The sequence below is a fragment of the Thermofilaceae archaeon genome, from assembly GCA_038731975.1.
Lineage (GTDB): Archaea > Thermoproteota > Thermoprotei > Thermofilales > Thermofilaceae > JANXEW01.
Genome location: JAVYQJ010000002.1, coordinates 92,463 through 109,462 on the forward strand (window position 1 = coordinate 92,463; position 17,000 = coordinate 109,462).

A 17,000-nucleotide genomic window follows, 5' to 3' on the forward strand; every position below is an offset into this window, starting at 1 on the left:
CCGGCTCAATCGGGCCGGTAGCTCAGACTGGGAGAGCGCCCGCTTCGCAAGCTCGACTCAAATGAGCGGCCGAGATCGCGGGAGGTCCCGGGTTCAAGTCCCGGCCGGTCCACCACGCTTCTTCGATAACCCACACTAGTTTCCTGCTTCCAACAACCTTTTTAGAATGTTGAGCTGCGCTACCATGTGGACGTAAGATCGTTGAGCGAAGATCCCGGGCTTTACGATGAGGTTAGAAAGTTGATTAATAGGGCCCTTTTTAACGACTTTGTTGATAGAAGGTTCTTCCGCCTCTTAACAGTTGATGACCCTAACTTTGATCCAAAGCTCTCGCTAGTGTGCTTGCGGAATGGCAAGGTTGTGGCGACAGCGATGGGCATCAGAAGGGTTAAGGAGCCCTCAAGCATGGTTGATAAACAGAGGGAGATCGCCTGGATAAAGGTTCTCGCCTGCCCTCCAGATCACACAGCAGAGCTTAGAAACCTTACCGCTGTACTGGAGGAGGAGCTTCGCAGGAGCGGTGCGAGAATGGTCAGGGTGTCCGATTACGCAAGCTGGTACTTGTCGCCCGGCATCGATTTAGAGTACGAGTGGCTGCGAGCTTTGCTTGAACATCTTGGATACAGGAAGGTTGGGGAAGCTGTGAACTACGAGGTTGACATGTCCAAGTACAGAACACCCTCATGGGTTCAAAAGCTTGAATCTGAATTAAAGCAGCAAGGGTTCATCCTTAGGGAGGCCACAACTCAGGATCAGGATAGGCTGTACGAATGGATTGAGCGCTTCTTCTCTCCGTTTTGGCGCATCGAGGCTGAACTGGCGATGCGATCTGAGGAGGGTGGTGTACTGATCGCCGAGAAGGATGGTGTCATCGCCGGTTTCTCTGTATACGGTGCTTTGAGGCCCGACTTCTTTGGACCGATCGGAGTCGATCCCGGCGTGAGGGGGAGGGGGCTTGGAACCGTGCTCCTTTTTAGGAGTCTGGAGCGCATGCGTGAAGAGGGGGTTCGCGTTGCGACTATACCTTGGACGCTTCACCTCACTTTTTACGCACAGGTACCTGGCGTTACGAAGATAAGGCTGTTCAACGTAATGGCAAAAGAGCTGGCTTGATCGAAGCTGGAGTGGACGAGGCCGGGCGCGGTCCCGTGATAGGCCCTCTAGTGGTGGCCTGCGTCGTCCTTGACGAAAGGGGGGTTTCGGCGCTTAGGGGTATTGTGAGGGATTCAAAGAAACTGATCCCCCATAAGCGGCTTAAACTGTCAAAGCTGATACGGAACGTAGCGCTGGAGGTGAAGACTAGGGTTGTAGAGCCCTGGGAAATCGATTGGGCTGTCGAGAATCTGGAGAGGGGGTTAAACGAGCTCGAGGCCATAGTGACAGCTGAGCTCGTGAACGAGCTGGTATCGCCGGTCTTCAGGGTCTACTTAGACTCACCGGATCCTCTACCTAAGCGCTATGCAGAGCTCGTTGGTAGGCATCTGAAGCGGAAAGTAGAGGTCGTAGCTTCGAATAAAGCGGAGGATACATACGTGCATGTTGCAGCCGCCTCTGTAATCGCAAAGGTTGAGCGAGAAAGGCTGATCAACGATCTGAAAGCGGTGTACGGAGATTTTGGCTCTGGCTATCCCTCCGATCCAAAGACGAGAGGGTTCCTCCTAAGGTACTTGAGAGAGAGGCGAGAGCTACCCCCCATAGTGAGGAGGAGCTGGAAGACGCTACTGAAGCTTGAGTAGCCTGTCCACACTGACCTCCTCCAATCGGCCCTCCCTGATCACCGCCACCCTCCTGCCTTCAATTGCTGCAGCCAGCGCGAGAGCAGCGCTAAGCAATCCGTCGTCTGAGTCCAGCGCTACGATATCCGCTTTCGATATTAGTAATCTCAGCTCTTCCACTAACCCGTCAAGACTGTCGCTCTTTACAGCAATAACCTCAGTGGCTGGAGGCCTTAACCCTTGAGCCCGCAGCCTACTCCGCAGCTCGCGGACGAGCCTCCCATCCCCCCTCCTGGTGGCTAGCAAAACAAGCTGCGGCTGGTAATTGCGCACAAGCTCTACCACCTTACTCACGTCTACGCCAACGGGGGCTAGAAGCCTGATCTTTAGCGATGCCCACTCCAGCACTATGCCTCTGACAAATGCGACCACCTCTTGCACGTAGCTCTGGTAGAAACGGCTGTAGATGGATAAAGGCTTAACCTTAACCGCGACACTGTAGAACTCGGGACCAACGGGCTTAACCACGGCGATTACACTTGCGGTGAAGGGGCGCCCCCCTCCTCTGCTGTAGGTGAAGGATACCTCGTAGAGGGTGCGTCCATCTACGATCGAAGTGCTCGCACCGACTCTTGCGGTGGACCTCTCGATGCCGCGCTCCTCCTCTCTCAACCTCTCAGCTAGGTAATCCACGAACTGAGCTACTCTTTCCGCCGAAACCCTTATCGGAATTTCCACGTACCATTCTCCCCCTACAACCTGAGCTTCAAGCTTCCACCTCCTCCGGAGGGACGGAGTGACGTATTGAGACGCCTTGAGCGAGGGAACGAGTGCGGCGGCGAGTGAGGATGTTATTGAGAGGGTTACAACCCCCATCATGTCCCACACGCTGGTCTTAACGTCTACCGGTAGCGCTACGCCAGCCCACTGAACCACTCTGAACGCCGACACGCCAACTATGTAGCCTAGCGAGCCGCCAACGAAGCCTAGGAGCAAGGCTTCGGAAAGGAATACCAGGAGTATGTGCGTTGGATTCATGCCAACCGAGGCCATGGTGACGATCTCGCCTCTTCTTTCGTATACAGACGCCAGAACTACGGATGCTACGTTGATGAAAACCAATGCTACCGGGAGAATCGCTTCGCTACCCCTGTACTCTATAGTGGGCCCAGTGAAGTAAACGCGCTGGTAATCACCGGCTGGGAGTGCTACAACTACGTAGTCCGATTGTAGAGCCAGTCTTTCAGCGAGCGCTCTGAGATCGTCTGGGCTGCTGGCTTCCGCATACAACCTTGAAATGAACCCTCCGAGCCTTAATGCCGTGAGAGCTGGGACTATGATGACTTCGTCGGGGTGCGCAACACCGACGCTGCCGTCTGGTTGTAGTACGCGCGGGAGCAGGTCGTACCCTCCAACGTCTCGGATCCTCCCAAGCTCCGCAGGATCGAAGAAGCCGATAATCTTCAATTTTACTTCGCCCACCTGTACCACATCCCCCGGCTTAACGCCCAAACCCTCAAACGTTGAGCTGACAAAGGCTACGGTGAGGAAATCCTGATGCCCGGTACGTGAAGGAGGAGTGACAAGAGGCAAGCTTATCGGGGTGTAACCGTAAAAGCCTATAAAGCCGCGTATCAGCCGCCCCGAGATAACGGCGTAAGGCTCCGCTCTCGCGCGGCTTTCCACCTTGAAGCCGTACCGTAGGACCTCTGGTTGAGAGGAGAGGTACATGATGTCAGCCAGGCTCAGTTCCCCTCCGCTGAAAGCAGCGAGAACGTTGGGAGCGTCTTGGGGGTGCGGGACGGTCGTTACCAACTCGCGCAGGCTAACGAAGTAGTTGACGGACGTTAGGTTTGTAACTGCGAGCGCGAAAGCGGCTACTGAGAGGAGAGTTAGGCAGGTTCTCAGCCTTCTCCTCCTGAGGTTACGCGCGGCAATCGAGAGGGCCGAGGTTGCAGCCGCCAGCAGAGGGACCCCTTTTTCGCTTCTCAAGCCTTCAAGGAGGTATGGGAGGAGGAGCATTAGGACTAGCACGAAGAAACTAACGTACAGAGCGATGAAGAGCTCCATTGAGCCGAGGCCTGAGAAACCGGGGTAAGTGAAGTACATCAGAACTCCCAATCCGACTAGCAGGAGCGTTCCCGCGGCAGGGCGAGCGGATTCGTTTTCCACGATAAGCGAGCTTAGGCCAAACGAGACGAGAATGATCATGAGTAAAAGCAGGGGTAAGTTCAGCTGCGCGGCTGACCTGAGCTCATTCAACCGGGACATTACCCCCTTGAGCAGTAGGGACGCTTCCGCGATAGAGGCTGCGGCTCGCTCAGGGTATGCTTCGATCAGATCAGCCGCAGCTTCCAGCAGCCTGGAAGCCCTATCGAGAAGCTGCTTGCTCAGCCCTAGGTAGAAGCCCTGTCGCTCGAGAGATGCGAGCATCGATTTGGCCTGGCGCATCTCCCTCTCACCTCTAGCCAAGGACTGCTGAGCCAGGCTCGAGGCGAAAACCCCTTCGACAAGACGTTCATTCGGCGCAAGCTCGACCTCCCTTCGAACCACGATCGCCCCATCCACCTCAAGGCTCAGTGTGACGGGAACACCGGCCGGCACGATGAAATCGTTACCGCGGAGATTGAGCAGCACCCTGAGCTCAGGATCGTCGTACACCGTGATTATCGGGCTTTCGGGGCGAACCCCTGCCTCCACTCGAAGCCGCAGAGTAGGGGTACGCGCGACTTGAGGAGTGAGCAGGGGTAGCCTTACGGTGTAGATCGCACCTTCTACGAGCCTTACTGTGAGGCTCGTGGTACCGGGGTTTAGTGAGGGAAGATCTACTCTCACGGGAGTATAGGGTGTTGCACCGTCGAAACGGGGGCCTATTATCGTGACCTTAGAGCCGGCTGATACAGCGAAGCTTAGCTTCCCACCCTCGCTCGTCACGTAGAAGTTGAATCTATCAGATGCTACGTAGAAGGTTAATCGGCCCTCCACGCCTTCCAGGTTTACAACCACCCTGCTAAGCGGCTCTACGGCGAAGTAGATCTCATCCTTGTCGATTAACTGACCCTCGCGCAGCAGCTCGGCCTCAAATCTGATCCACCTCAGCCCCTCGGTGGACGCGGGAGCCTCCATACGTAGGCTCTGAACAAGCCTTGCTGGCTCCCAGGCTGCCGGGAGTGTAACGTTCACAGCACCCTCCGCTATCAGTTGGCCACTGACGGCGTCGCTCATCCTCCACCTAACCATCGCACTTCCGGTCTCGTTGGCTAGGTCATTTACGACCCATACGTCGGCCTTGAAAGTGGAGTTCGCCTTATAGACGACCTGAACCCCCCTACTCTCGAACTCCCCACCAATTGCGACGATCACCTTCAAGGGTTTAAACATCTCAGCGACCGTGTAGTAGGCCAGCTTAGGGATCCCAAAGTAGTCAACAACGGAGAACGAAGCCTGCGGGAAGCAGTCTCTGAAGAGGAAAACAGCTGCTCCAGCCGTCACGTTGAACTTGAGGACCCTGTACCTGGCTATAGCTATCCGCAGCAGATTTGCCTGGTACCGCTGGCTCGCTTCGACGTAATCGACCAGCGAGGGGTAGTCGCGAGGCTGACCAAAGGGGAGCTGGAATGCCCGCGGCGCATACAGACCTCGGTAGACAAGGTCGTAGAATTCCGGGCTCCCCTCTTCAATAGGCCACTTCGAGACATTTACGATCCTCCAGAAGGGGGAGGTGATAGAGGGCAGGGATTGTGCCCCGAATTCTGTCGGGAAGGTTGAAGCGTCGTAGAGGAAGTCCGTCCAGCTGCCGCTAAACCAGCCGTGGTATACGTGCTGATCCTCATAACCACCACCCGTGATGATGGGTCGGCTATGACCATCCAACGATGAGATTAGAGCCGCCAGAGCGGTGTCAAGATCGCGATTCACGCCACGCCTGTAGAGGTCGCCCATCCACTCGCAGGCCCACGGAGGCTCATTGTGTACAGTCCAGATCACAACGCTCGGGTGGTTGTAGAGGAGTAGTACCATCTTCGCTATCTGACGGTGCGCGCTCTCAACGAAACGCCCGTACTCAGCACCGCTGAGCCTTGAGGCGTAGGCCCATATTAGTGGGCTGTCCGCTTGAACGGCCAGGCCCATCTCATCAGCCAAACTGTAGAACTCAGTGGGTCCCACGTGCGCGTAGACTCTGACGAAGTTCGCATGCGCGTCTACGATCGACCTTAAATCCCGGTAGAGGGTGTCCGTCGAGGCGTTGACAAGGAAGAAATCGTGGATGTAGTTAAACCCCCTCAGGAAGACGCGGCGGCTGTTTAACACGAATGTTGCTCGCCCCTTTACGATCTCGCTGCCTCTCAGGGACCGTATCCCGAACCGTACCGATGATGAGCCCATGAGGACACCGTCCCTGGAGCGTATCTCGTACCGGAAAGAGTAAAGGTGTGGAAAGCCCTGATCCCACGTCCACCACAGTCTTGGATTCCGTAGGGTGATTTCGAACTCAATCCACCTTCTATCATCTTTTCCGATCTCAAAGGTTAACTGCCCATCGACTCCCTCGCCCTCGAAGTTGTAGGGTGAAATACTGTAACGAAGCACACATTGGGCACGCTCCCCAACGTTGGAGACGTAGAGCCTAACCCTGACTCTGGCTGAACTGTCTTCAGGTACGGCGTCGATTAGAACAACGTTTACCGCTACGGGCCCACTAACGGCTAGAACGACCGGTTTCCAAAGCCCTATCGGGACAAACCACTCGTAGTTTCGTGGCAGCTTGCCGAGCGCCCAGCGTGGGTAAGGCTTTACGTTCCCGTCGCCGAATATACCTATGAAAGCCCTCTTGTTGTCCAAATCAAGTTCTACCGGGGATGATAAGCACACCACCAGAGTGTTTGAACCGCCGAAATTCAGTAGGTCGGTTACGTCGAAGTAGAAGGGGGAAAAGTAGCCCTCGTGCTCACCTAGGTAGATGCCGTTAAGCCAAACCGCAGCGCGATAAAACGCTCCTAGGAAAATCAGCCTGACGCGGTTGCCCCCCAGACCCTCCGGCAAGCTAAAATCGCGCCTCAGCCAGACAGTCGAGTTGGCGACTGTAGCGGCATGCGTGAAGGGTACAGTGACTGTCCTCCAGTCAGCGACCGGTGCGTCGGGCCTGAAGAGCTCCTCGAGGACCCCCTCGTCGTAGCTCTTCACCGTGTAGAGCCACTCTCCGCTGAGATCGATAAGGTTGGTCGCGAACAACTCAGGTTGAACAAAGTGCTCCAGCACCTTTTCTACGACACCCACTTCACCCAGGACGATGCCTCTATTCAGCTCTGGCAAGATCACTGTGAAGATCGTTAAAGCGACGATGGCTGCGCTGGCCAAAGCCGCGATCCTTGAAGATCCCATCGGAAGACCGACGAGCGTCGGATAAAAACTTTAATGAAAGCATGTTAGACGCCAACAGATGCTCGTAAAGGTCAAGGTCCTGCTTGAAGCACTAGCACTGGGCGCAGTGCTGATGTTCGGTATAGCATCGGTCAAAACTTTCTTCCGCGACGGCATTCCTCCGGGCTGGGATCATCCACCGCACCTCGTGTGCTCCTACCTTACTTCGAGGTACTTCTTTCCCCGCATCCTGGGTTGGGATCCCTACAACAACTTCGGTTGGGTCTTTAACCAGTTCTACAATCCGGGGGCCTACCTACTAGTAGCGCTCATCGATCGAGCCTTCGCCGGCATTATCGATATACTGGTAGCTTATAAGATAGCCCTGGTCGTTACCTACTTGCTACCGGCCGTAGGCGCCTACGCTCTCGCGAAAGCGCTGGGAAGTGGTTACACGGGAGCGACTCTCGCAGCGCTACTCTCCCTGCTGATTCTACCGGGGGAGTCGGAGTGGCTCGACGCTGGTCTAAAGCAATTGTACTACATCGGTATGTGGCCCCACAGGCTGGGAATAGGCTTGGCACTTCTAGCTTTGGCCGCCTACTGGAGCGCCTTAGGCAAGCGGGGAGCAGCGTGGCTCCAAAGGGTATCCCTAGCCTCTCTGCTAGGTGCAGGAGCAGTTCTGAGTCACGTCATGACCGGTGCTTCACTCCTCATCGCCGAAACGATTGCCGCAGCGGCACATACCGTTCGGCGCGTTATGCTTGCCGAGGGTGCGGGAAGAAAGAGAGTATTAGCAGCTTCAAGAGGAGGTCTGCATGTCCTTGTCACGTTCCTAGCCACGGTAGCCGGCACGTTCGGCCTGTTGGCATTCTGGCTGGTTCCGCTCTTGCTCACAAACGCAACCTATCACAGCTTACCAACGATTAGCTGGTATACGGGCCCTTGGGGCTTCCTACACTTCCTCTCCTCTCTCGGGATGCTGCCTCTAGCGTTCACGGCAGTATCTCTGCTGCTCTCCGGTTTAACCGTTAAGCGGGCACTGCTCCCCTTAACGCTGACTGCCGTAATCTCATCTATCCTACTGTGGCTCATCGGAGCTCTATTCCCATACGACGGCTACCTCGGCCTAAGGCTCCTTGTCGCTGCCCTCTTTCTGCTGATAGTTTCGTCGCTCAGCCAGATGCCTGGCCCAGCGATGCTGCTATCCATCACCTCAGTGCTCCTGACCATTGCTACTGGCCCTGACACGTACCGATTCCAGGTGCTTTGGTGGAGCATCGATCTCAACAGAATTCTACCGTTTAGCGAGTGGTATGCGTACTACAAGTTCGCCGGTCTCGCCCGCTATCTCGCATTGACCGTTGCGGCGCTAGGCCTCTCTGCAGTGCTGGAGAGAGCCTATGCTGCGTCGAAGCGGCTTAAGGGCTCTGCTGCGCAGCTCGCGCTCGGTGGATTTGGTCTTTCGCTCCTGCTCTTAGTATGGGCCCTCTTAGGCTCACACATCGCGCAGACCGACATCTACTACCCCTTCTCTGACACGCTGCGCTTCAAGATGGACACCGACTTTCCGGGAATAGCCGACATGGTGGATGTAATGGAGTGGGTCAGGAGCAACGTTCCTGACAACACGTATGTTTTCTACCTAGATACGTTGTGGAAGCTTGGGGATTGGAGCCGACTTCCAGTTTCTCACTACTTCTACCTCTCATCGATGATCACTGGGGTGCCGCAGGTGGGAGGGGGGTTTGGCACTAGGTACATAACTCAACCCATCGCGAACACGGAAGCCGACCATTTGTTGGGTCAACCCATCGAATGGCTCGTTAGAAACCCTGAAAGAGTGTACGAGATGGCGAAGCAGTTGGGGATCAGCTACTTCGTGATATTTGATAACAGGCTGTCATCGTCGCTAAGGGCGAGACCTGAGTTGTTCGAGGATGTTTACAGGAGAGGCTCGTTTCACGTTTTCAGAACCACGACCTTCAACCCGATCGTAAGCATTGACGAAGGCGAAATCGTGAGTGTAACGATAAGACCAAACTCTATAGTCGTGCGCTATCGAGCGGGCAACGCCACAGTAGTGAGGGTAAGGCAGGTCTACTTCCCCGGCTGGACGGCATACGTTAACGGTCAACCTGTGCACGTGGAATCCTATTACCCTGAGATCCCCACCTATGTATGGGTTCCGGGGGATGGAGTCATCACTAACTATAGGGTGCCATTCATCAAGGTCGCTGTACCTTCGGGCGAGAACACGCTTCATCTTCAGTACGAACTGAACACGTGGGGGGATTACGTAACTCTTTTTACGGCTTCCTTCATATTAATAGTTAACGTTATTGCAATATCTCTCAAACATAACTATTATTATTTTCTTCCTAAAATTTTACGAATTCTTAAAGGATGATCGTGTTGAGGATGCTGTTGCAGAACGCAGATTTATAACTGCACTGTAGTGTTACTCTCGATGAAGGCGACTACATCAACAACATTGATCACAGTCATCGTCGTGGTCGCGCTCAGTGGTATAACCTTCCCTCAACCGATTGCCCTCAGCATCGGTATTAATGATGTCGCATACGATGGGGGGCAGCTATACCTCTCCCTGACTAACGGCACATTAGTATCGTATAGTGGTGAAGCATGGATTTGGAGGTTAACATTCGAGGGTTATGGTATCCCTGTTTTTCTCACGCCGGCTCCTCCCTACGGACTTCTGGTGTTAACCGACGCTGCGTGGCTGGGGCTCATCGCACGTGATGGAAGACCAATGGGATGGGCGAAGGTTAGTATCGATCCCAACGCCGTAGCGAAAGGAAGGGGAAAGCTACTTTACGCTAACGGATTAGCGCTAATTTACGCCGGTGGGACGGCATCAGCCGTCAAAGTGCCCGAGCTTAAGCCGCTGGACTACTATAGCATACGGAACACGTTCTTAGGTGGCAGCATTAGCTCGCGCGGCGACGCTATCGTGCTCTACGGCTTCGACACGTTTTGCTCAATCTGCATTCAAAATGAAGAGAAACTGTTGCTCATAATCAAGCCGGAAACGGGAGATCTTCTCTTTCGTGGCGTTGTAACGCACCTGAGAGACGCCGCTGTATTTTGGCGTCGAAACTGGTTGATCCTGGCTAAATGGGATGCTATGTACGTTTACAATCTGGAGGACAGGGGTCTGGAAAAGCCCGTAAGGGTCTACGCCTACGCTCAGCCAATTGATAGGTGGCTGAGCTGGGGGTTCTCCCCGAGCGGTAACCTTTTCCACTATATTTTCGCCAGCGGTAATTCGCTGAGCTTAGTCGTCGTAGACATCGAGAGCGGATCGACCATCTCCCGCGACGTGCCCTTAACGCCTGCGCGACGTGTTCTGTCGTCGATTGATGACAACTACAGGTTAGCAATTTTAAGCTACAATACAGTAGTTGAGGCAGCTTACGTCGTTTTCAGTGATGCAACGGGAGGGATGCTGATGGAAGCCTTGAGGGACCTTGGCGCCCCTAGGGCGATCAGGATCGCGGTGGACAGAGCTATCGCCTTGTTCGATAGAGGCTTCGTAGTAATGCCCCCATTAGTAACTGGTACTACGAGAGAGGGGTCGAAACTAGCGCACCTCGTGGTGCAGGTCATAGATGAGGAGGGTCAGCCCTTCCACGGAGCGCTCGTCTGCGCTAACACCAGCTGCGTTACAACGTCATCAACGGGCGTCGCCGAACTTGCTCTGGAACCAGGAACGTACCTTCTGACCGTCAGGCACTCCTTAGCTCAAGAGTTTCAAACATCGTTCACTATACAGGGCAACTTGACTAAGCTCGTAACGCTCAGAAGGCTTTATAGTTTAAACGTTAATGTTAATGTTTCTACAGAAAAGAAGTTGACTGAAGGCTGCATAATTAGGGTTTATGACGTGCAGGGCACTAAGTTGGGTGAAGCGAGCAACTGCACGGCCACGTTCAGCCTTACTAGGGGTCTGTACGCCGTTGAGGCTGAGGCTGCGCAACAAGTGGTCAAGCAAATCGTCGCTATCCAAAGCGACACCCTTCTTAATTTCCTGCTGATCGAAAGACCTTCATTCACCCTAACCGTTAGCGTGCTCGACGAAAACGGTACAGCTCTTCGCGACGCTTTCATCAAATTGCTTGACTCCCGTAACGTTACCGTAGCCTCCGCTCAAGGTAAACTCGTTCTCCAACTGGCTCCTGGTCGCTACACAGTACTGGTCCAGAAACCCGGTTACCTGAACTGGAGCTCTACGCTTGAATTGAACGACAATTTAAGCGTAGAGACAATGCTTACGCGTTATCCGCGGACGACCGTACACGAAGGAGAGCCCGATGAAACCCGATTAGTTGCCGCCTCAGCGGCATCGTCGCTGATAACCGCTACTCTGGTCGTTGCTGCGCAGCGATTTAACCTCCCTGAGCGCGTTGTTAAACAGGCTTCTAGAGTAAGTTCTAAGCTTAGGATGAAGAGAAGTAGGAGACGTGCGAGCTAGGCAAGCAGCACTAATTTCGGTTTTCTCCGCACTAGCTATAGCTGCTAGGCTCCTAAAGCACGCGCTTGCAGGAACCCTTCAATTCGTGAACATCCCACTGATAGCGGCGATGGTGGCCGCGCACGCGGGAGGTTCTCTCGTTGGTGCCTTAACAGGGGTTCTATCGTTCCTGGGGAGCGATGCCGTACTGGGTCTGGGTCCCTGGACGCTCGTGAACTCTTCGCTCGCCGGCTTAATAGGAGCTGCCTGGGGATCCATCGACACGAAGAACAGCTCTTCGGTAAGATTGTTCGTTTTTGCTTTCCTACTCGTCTTCCTGTACGATGTGGTTTCGTCGTTCGCCCTATATGTTCTTTTCATAGGCGATGCACGCGTAGCACTCCTCTACGCTCTGGTAGGCCTCTTTTTCCCAGTAATGGGCGGATACATGGTGGGGATAGGACCCTTAACAGAGCTTGTTACGGCGGCTTCAGTAACGCTCTTGATCAATAGGATCAACAGAATAGAGTTGCCTCTGCTGCGATGATCTAGAGACTCAATGCTGTTAGCATCTCATTGACGGCCTTTGCCAGGCTCTCAGCTACGCTAACCCTAGAGACCGGAGAGGGAACGGTATCGGTGGCGACAACTTCCCTCACTCCAGCAGCGTACAATCGATCTAGAGCACCCGATACAAGCAGAGCGTGAGTGCACGCCGCGTACACGTTGAGAGCCCCCTCTGTAAGCACCGATTTGGAGGCCGCGGCTATAGTTCCACCGGTGCTTATGATATCGTCGACTATTAGTACGTCTCTTCCCCTCACGTCTAAGCTCTTGGGCACCACCTTCACTTCGCCCGTGACCCGGTCCCTGACCTTCTCCAGGTAGTCGTACTGAGCACCCAGCAGCTGAGCAGCCAGCTGAGCTCTGTGCAGAGCCCCCCTATCTGGTGCCAGTACCACGGGGTTGCTCAATCTGCCCCGAAAGTATCCGATTAAAGCCTCAATGGGAATAACGTTTGTGTGGGGTATCTCCAGCCACTCATCAAGCGAGGAAGGCCGGTGAAGATCTACAGTAATCAGCGCGTCAGCACCGGCAGCTTCGATCGCTTTGAAGATAACCTTGACGCTTATCGGTTCACCCTCGAGGAACCTCTTATCCTGCCTAGCGTAGGCCACGTACGGAACAACCACGATAACGTGCTTAGCCCCAGCCCCTTTAGCGGCATCGATCGCCAGCAACAGCTGCAGGAACCTTTCGTCCTGAGGCTGGTACAGCGAGTGGACAAGCACGACCGTTGAGCCCTCAAGCCTGTAAGGCACGCGGACGTACTTCTCCCCGTCGGGGAAGACCTTCTCATCGACAGCTATCATGCTGCACCCCAGCAGGGTGGAGAGGCGCGCCGCCAAACCTAGCGACGAACTTGTCGCAATAACCTTCACGTTCACGTAGCGAGCGCGCGCAATCCCTCAAAAGCTTAATGCATAGCTATCAACTCTGCTCCAGCGCTGCTACCACGGCCTGGCCTAAAGCTATACCGCCGTCACCGGGAGGGATGCCGATAGGCAGCAGGACCTTTCCCAGCACCCTCCTTAACCCTTTTATGATGTAATCGTTTACCGCAGCCCCTCCGCTGGCAATCACAATCGGTTTTTGATCGGGGATCTTATTGAGTATCAGTTCCGCCAGCGCTTCCCCGAGTCTGGTTAAACAGGTATACGCAAGATCGCGCACGCTGTAGGAGTCGCGAGCGGCGAGTAGCGAGCTTATGAACTCCGAGGTCATTACGGTATCGTCCTGAACCTCGATCTTCAGCTTGTCCACAAGCGCTCCACCACGTGCAGCCGCCTCGAGCTTTACCGCCGGTTCACCCTCGTACGTTCGTACTCCACAAACTCCCAGCAGCGCGGAAACAGCGTCTAAGAAACGCCCCACGCTCGATGAGTAGTAGACCTTGTCGCTTCGCGCAGCTGCCTCTAGCTCCAAGCGCCCCCCAGGCAGCGTCTTATCGAGACCCAGAGATGAGCAGGCCATTAGCGCCTCGTCCAATCCGATCTTTTCCGCCAGAACCCGCACCACTATTCTAGCCGGGTAAACAGCGGCTCGGTCGCCCCCCGGTAGCGGAAGGTACTCTAAGTGCCCCACCCTCTCGTAGCTCCTATAAGTCGCCAGCATCACTTCACCACCCCACAGCCTGCCATCATCGCCGTAGCCGACGCCGTCCATCGCTACTCCGACCACCTCAGCATCCAGCGGCAGACCTCGCGACGCCATAGCTGACACGACGTGGGCGTAGTGGTGCTGGACCTTAACGTGGGGAATGCCCTTTTGCCTGGAAAGCGTTCCAGCTAGCTCGCTCGTAACGTACCGAGGGTGCTTATCGGATGCTACAACCTTAGGTTCGATCCTGTAGTTAGCGAGCAGGTAGTCTATCGATGAGAGCAGGAATTCAACGTTTTCTAGGTTATCCATGTCCCCGACGTACTGGGTGAGCACAACTTTATCCTCAAAGGCAACCGCGCCGGCGTTATCGAGATGAGCACCTAGGGCTACAGCCTCTGAGCCGAGTTGGAAGGGAAGGTTAACCCATTTTGGTGCGTAACCTCTGGCTCTCCTTATCAACTGTGGCTCGCCATCGGTGATCCTGACCACACTGTCATCAACGCGGTTTACGATCTTCCTGTTGTGAAGAACAAAGTAATCCGCTATCCCTCGCAACTCCACTAGAGCTTCTTCACCCTTGCATATCGGTAAACCACTGCGGTTACCGCTTGTCATTATCAGGAACTTATCTCGGGTCTCATTTAGCAAAAGGAAGTGAAGCGGAGTGTATGGCAGCATAACCCCCAGCTCTGAGAGCCCGGGGGCCACGAGCTCCGACACCGGTGACCCTTCCCTCTTCGGGATCAGCACTATCGGCCTGTGAGGGGAGATCAGCAGGCGTATATGATCCTCCGCCGGATCCGCTAACCTTTTGACAATCTCCACGTCCAAGGCCATGATCGCGAACGGTTTCTGCGGCCTACGCTTCCTTTCCCGAAGCTTCATAACCACGTCGTCATCGCTCGCCAGCGACGCTAGATGGAAGCCCCCTAGACCCTTCACTGCCACTATTGAGCCCTCCTCTATCAGAAGAGCCGCCTCACGCAGAGGGTCGTCACAAGGGATCACTTTTCCGCTGGCGTCGACTAGGGCGAGGCGCGGGCCGCACTTGGGGCAGCTAATGCCTTGAGCGTGGAAGCGCCGCACGTTCTCGGAATCCTTATACTCCCGTAAGCACTCGTCACAAAGGGGAAAGTCGTTCATAGAGGTGTTCTCCCTGTCATACGGCGCCTTGTACATCATCGAGAAGCGGGGGCCGCACCATGCGCAGGAGTTGAAGGGGTAGCGGTACCATCGGGAGGCGGGATCTGTGATCTCCCTCAAGCAGTCAGGACAGACGCCGATGTCGGGGGGTATCTGCGACCTCTTGACCAGGCTTTCGCCGCTGCTCTTTATCGCAAATGTTTCGAAGAATTTCGGCTGCACCCAAGCCACGGTTATTCCGTCCAGCTCAGCTGGAGGTGGCCTCTGAACCTTTAGGGCTCGGAGGAACTCCTCAATAGCCCTTTCATCTCCTTCCACCCATATTTCAACTTCAGATCCACCCAGGTTCTGAACGTAGCCGTATAAACCGAGTTTAACAGCTAGTCTGTAGACAAAGGGTCGAAAGCCCACGCCTTGCACTACACCTGTGACCCTGATTAGCGCTGCACGCCTCACAGCGGTAAGACACTGGCATAGGCATTTTTTAAGGCTTAACCTCACCTCTCATGCTTGTGGTTCTGCTACTCAGGCTGGGGGAAATCACGATAAAAGGCCCCCGTACTAGAAGGAGGTTTGAGAAGCTATTGCAGAGGAACATAAAGGAGGCGCTCCACTCCGCCGGCATCGAGTATACCGAGAGACGTGAGGGTGGAAGGATATTCATCTACTGTCAAAACGAGGATAAGGCGCTCGAAATCCTTCGAAGGGTCTTCGGCATCAAGTCGCTCTCCAAAGCTGTTGAAATAGAGTTCACGGATCTCGACGATTTAGTCGCCAAGGCCGAGGAGGTCTTCAGGGAGAAGGTTAAAGGGAAACGGTTCGCTGTGAGGGCTCGGAGAGTAGGGTCCCACAGCTTCACGTCGCTGGACGTAGAAAAAGCCCTCGGAGCCGCACTGCTAGGGTACGGGGCAGGGGTCGACCTCGAGAACCCCGATGTAACAGTCTACGTTGAAGTGCGCGGGCAAAGAGCGTACCTCTACACAGACGTCGTAAGAGCGTACGGTGGATTGCCCATCGGGAGCGAGGGTAGAGTTCTGGCGCTGGTGTCCGGAGGCTTCGACTCGGCCGTCGCAGCATGGTTTATGCTGAGGAGGGGGGCTGAGGTCCACTACCTCTTATGCAGGCTCGGAGGAGCCGTGCAGGAGGCGGGAGTTCTACACGTGTTGAAAGTCCTGGCTGAGCGCTGGAGCTACGGTTACAGGCCCAAGCTCTACGTGGTCGATTTCAGCGAGATACTGAAGTCCTTGAGGAAAAACTGTGATCCCAGCTTCCTAACGGTGCTGCTCAAGAGGTTCATGCTGAGAGCGGCTGAAGCGATAGCGCTCAAAGAGGGGTTTGAAGCTGTAGTAACGGGCGATTCCCTAGGGCAAGCATCGTCCCAGACACTAACCAACCTCTCAGTTACCTCCGAAGCCGTCAGGATCATTGTTTTTAGACCCTTAATAGGCTTCGACAAAGACGATATAGTCGCCTTGGCGAGAGAGATAGGCACCTACGAAGCTTCGGCAAGAGTAAAGGAATACTGCGGAGCATTCAGCGAGCACCCTCGCACACGGGTGAAACTCGATGAGGTAAAGAGGGAGGAAGGCAAGCTCGATCCAACACTACTGGATAAGGCTTTATCCAGGGTCATGATCTACGACTTGAAAGAGGTTAGCGTGGAAGAGGCTTACGGAGAGCTCGAGGTGGAGACCCCGCCTCCCGACTCGATAATCGTCGACCTGCGAAGCAGTTCAAGCCGCAGGGTGTGGAGTATTCCGGGGTCGATCTCCATGGACTTCGACCAGCTAATCGAGGGAGCGGCAGGGCTAGACCCCGCGAAGAAGTACGTTCTCGTGTGCGACGAAGGGGCTTTGAGCCTTGAGGCAGCATACATACTCCGAAAGCTTGGTTTTCAAGCCTACAGCTTGCGTGGAGGGGCAAAACGCTTACGGCGCAAGTTGACTAAGAGCTGAGATCTATCGATCCGATGGAAGCCATTTTTCGCTGCGCTAAGTAGTAATTCGCCCTCGTGGCACTAGAGGGTAATGAGTGGTGGACCGGCCGGGACTTGAACCCGGGACCTCCCGCGCTCTTGGCCACTGCCACTTGACTTGCAAGGCGGACGCTCTCCCAGCCTGAGCTACCGGCCCGACTAAGCCGGA

General features: G+C 54.9%; 9 protein-coding genes and 2 tRNA genes. 7 read left to right on the plus strand and 4 right to left on the minus strand.

Features of this window, described 5'->3' with window-relative positions:
* Positions 1-11 precede the first annotated feature (11 nt).
* From QXF46_01985 to rnhB, 3 genes are all read left to right on the plus strand, one after another.
* Positions 12-115, plus strand: a tRNA-Ala gene (locus tag QXF46_01985).
* Between the two features lie 71 nt (positions 116-186).
* A complete protein-coding gene (locus tag QXF46_01990) occupies positions 187-1,113 on the plus strand; it encodes a GNAT family N-acetyltransferase (protein ID MEM0225627.1) in 927 nt (308 codons plus the stop codon).
* Positions 1,110-1,736: a ribonuclease HII gene (gene rnhB / locus QXF46_01995; protein MEM0225628.1), complete on the plus strand. Its 627-nt coding sequence runs from the start codon at positions 1,110-1,112 to the stop codon at positions 1,734-1,736. Before QXF46_01990 ends, rnhB begins: the two co-directional genes overlap by 4 nt.
* On the opposite strand, the gene QXF46_02000 is transcribed toward rnhB, so the two are convergent.
* Complete coding sequence (locus QXF46_02000) at positions 1,719-7,097, minus strand: FtsX-like permease family protein (protein ID MEM0225629.1); 5,379 nt, start codon at positions 7,095-7,097, stop codon at positions 1,719-1,721. The genes rnhB and QXF46_02000 overlap by 18 nt on opposite strands.
* Positions 7,098-7,155: 58 nt before the next feature.
* On the opposite strand from QXF46_02000, the gene QXF46_02005 reads away from it, so the two are divergent.
* From QXF46_02005 to QXF46_02015, 3 genes are read left to right on the plus strand one after another with little or no spacing between them, the layout of a single operon-like run.
* The gene (locus QXF46_02005; GenBank protein ID MEM0225630.1) at positions 7,156-9,486 is read left to right on the plus strand and encodes a hypothetical protein; all 2,331 of its coding nucleotides are present in this window, start codon (positions 7,156-7,158) and stop codon (positions 9,484-9,486) included.
* Positions 9,487-9,546: 60 nt separating this feature from the next.
* Entirely contained in the window at positions 9,547-11,571 is a 2,025-nt protein-coding gene (locus QXF46_02010) for a carboxypeptidase-like regulatory domain-containing protein (protein MEM0225631.1), read from the plus strand.
* Complete coding sequence (locus tag QXF46_02015; protein MEM0225632.1) at positions 11,561-12,097, plus strand: hypothetical protein; 537 nt, start codon at positions 11,561-11,563, stop codon at positions 12,095-12,097. The genes QXF46_02010 and QXF46_02015 overlap by 11 nt, the downstream gene beginning before the upstream one ends.
* Position 12,098: 1 nt before the next feature.
* Here the strand turns inward: QXF46_02015 and QXF46_02020 are convergent, their stop codons facing one another.
* Both QXF46_02020 and hypF read right to left on the minus strand, forming a co-directional pair.
* Entirely contained in the window at positions 12,099-12,998 is a 900-nt protein-coding gene (locus QXF46_02020) for a ribose-phosphate diphosphokinase (protein ID MEM0225633.1), read from the minus strand.
* Between the two features lie 43 nt (positions 12,999-13,041).
* Entirely contained in the window at positions 13,042-15,312 is a 2,271-nt protein-coding gene (hypF, locus tag QXF46_02025; protein MEM0225634.1) for a carbamoyltransferase HypF, read from the minus strand.
* A 50-nt stretch (positions 15,313-15,362) separates the two neighbouring features.
* Here hypF and thiI point away from each other — a divergent pair, with 50 nt between their 5' ends.
* On the plus strand, positions 15,363-16,811 hold the full coding sequence (thiI, locus tag QXF46_02030; GenBank protein MEM0225635.1) for a tRNA uracil 4-sulfurtransferase ThiI: 1,449 nt from the start codon (positions 15,363-15,365) through the stop codon (positions 16,809-16,811).
* A 77-nt stretch (positions 16,812-16,888) separates the two neighbouring features.
* On the opposite strand, the gene QXF46_02035 is transcribed toward thiI, so the two are convergent.
* A tRNA-Ala gene (locus QXF46_02035) sits at positions 16,889-16,988 on the minus strand.
* Positions 16,989-17,000: the final 12 nt, after the last annotated feature.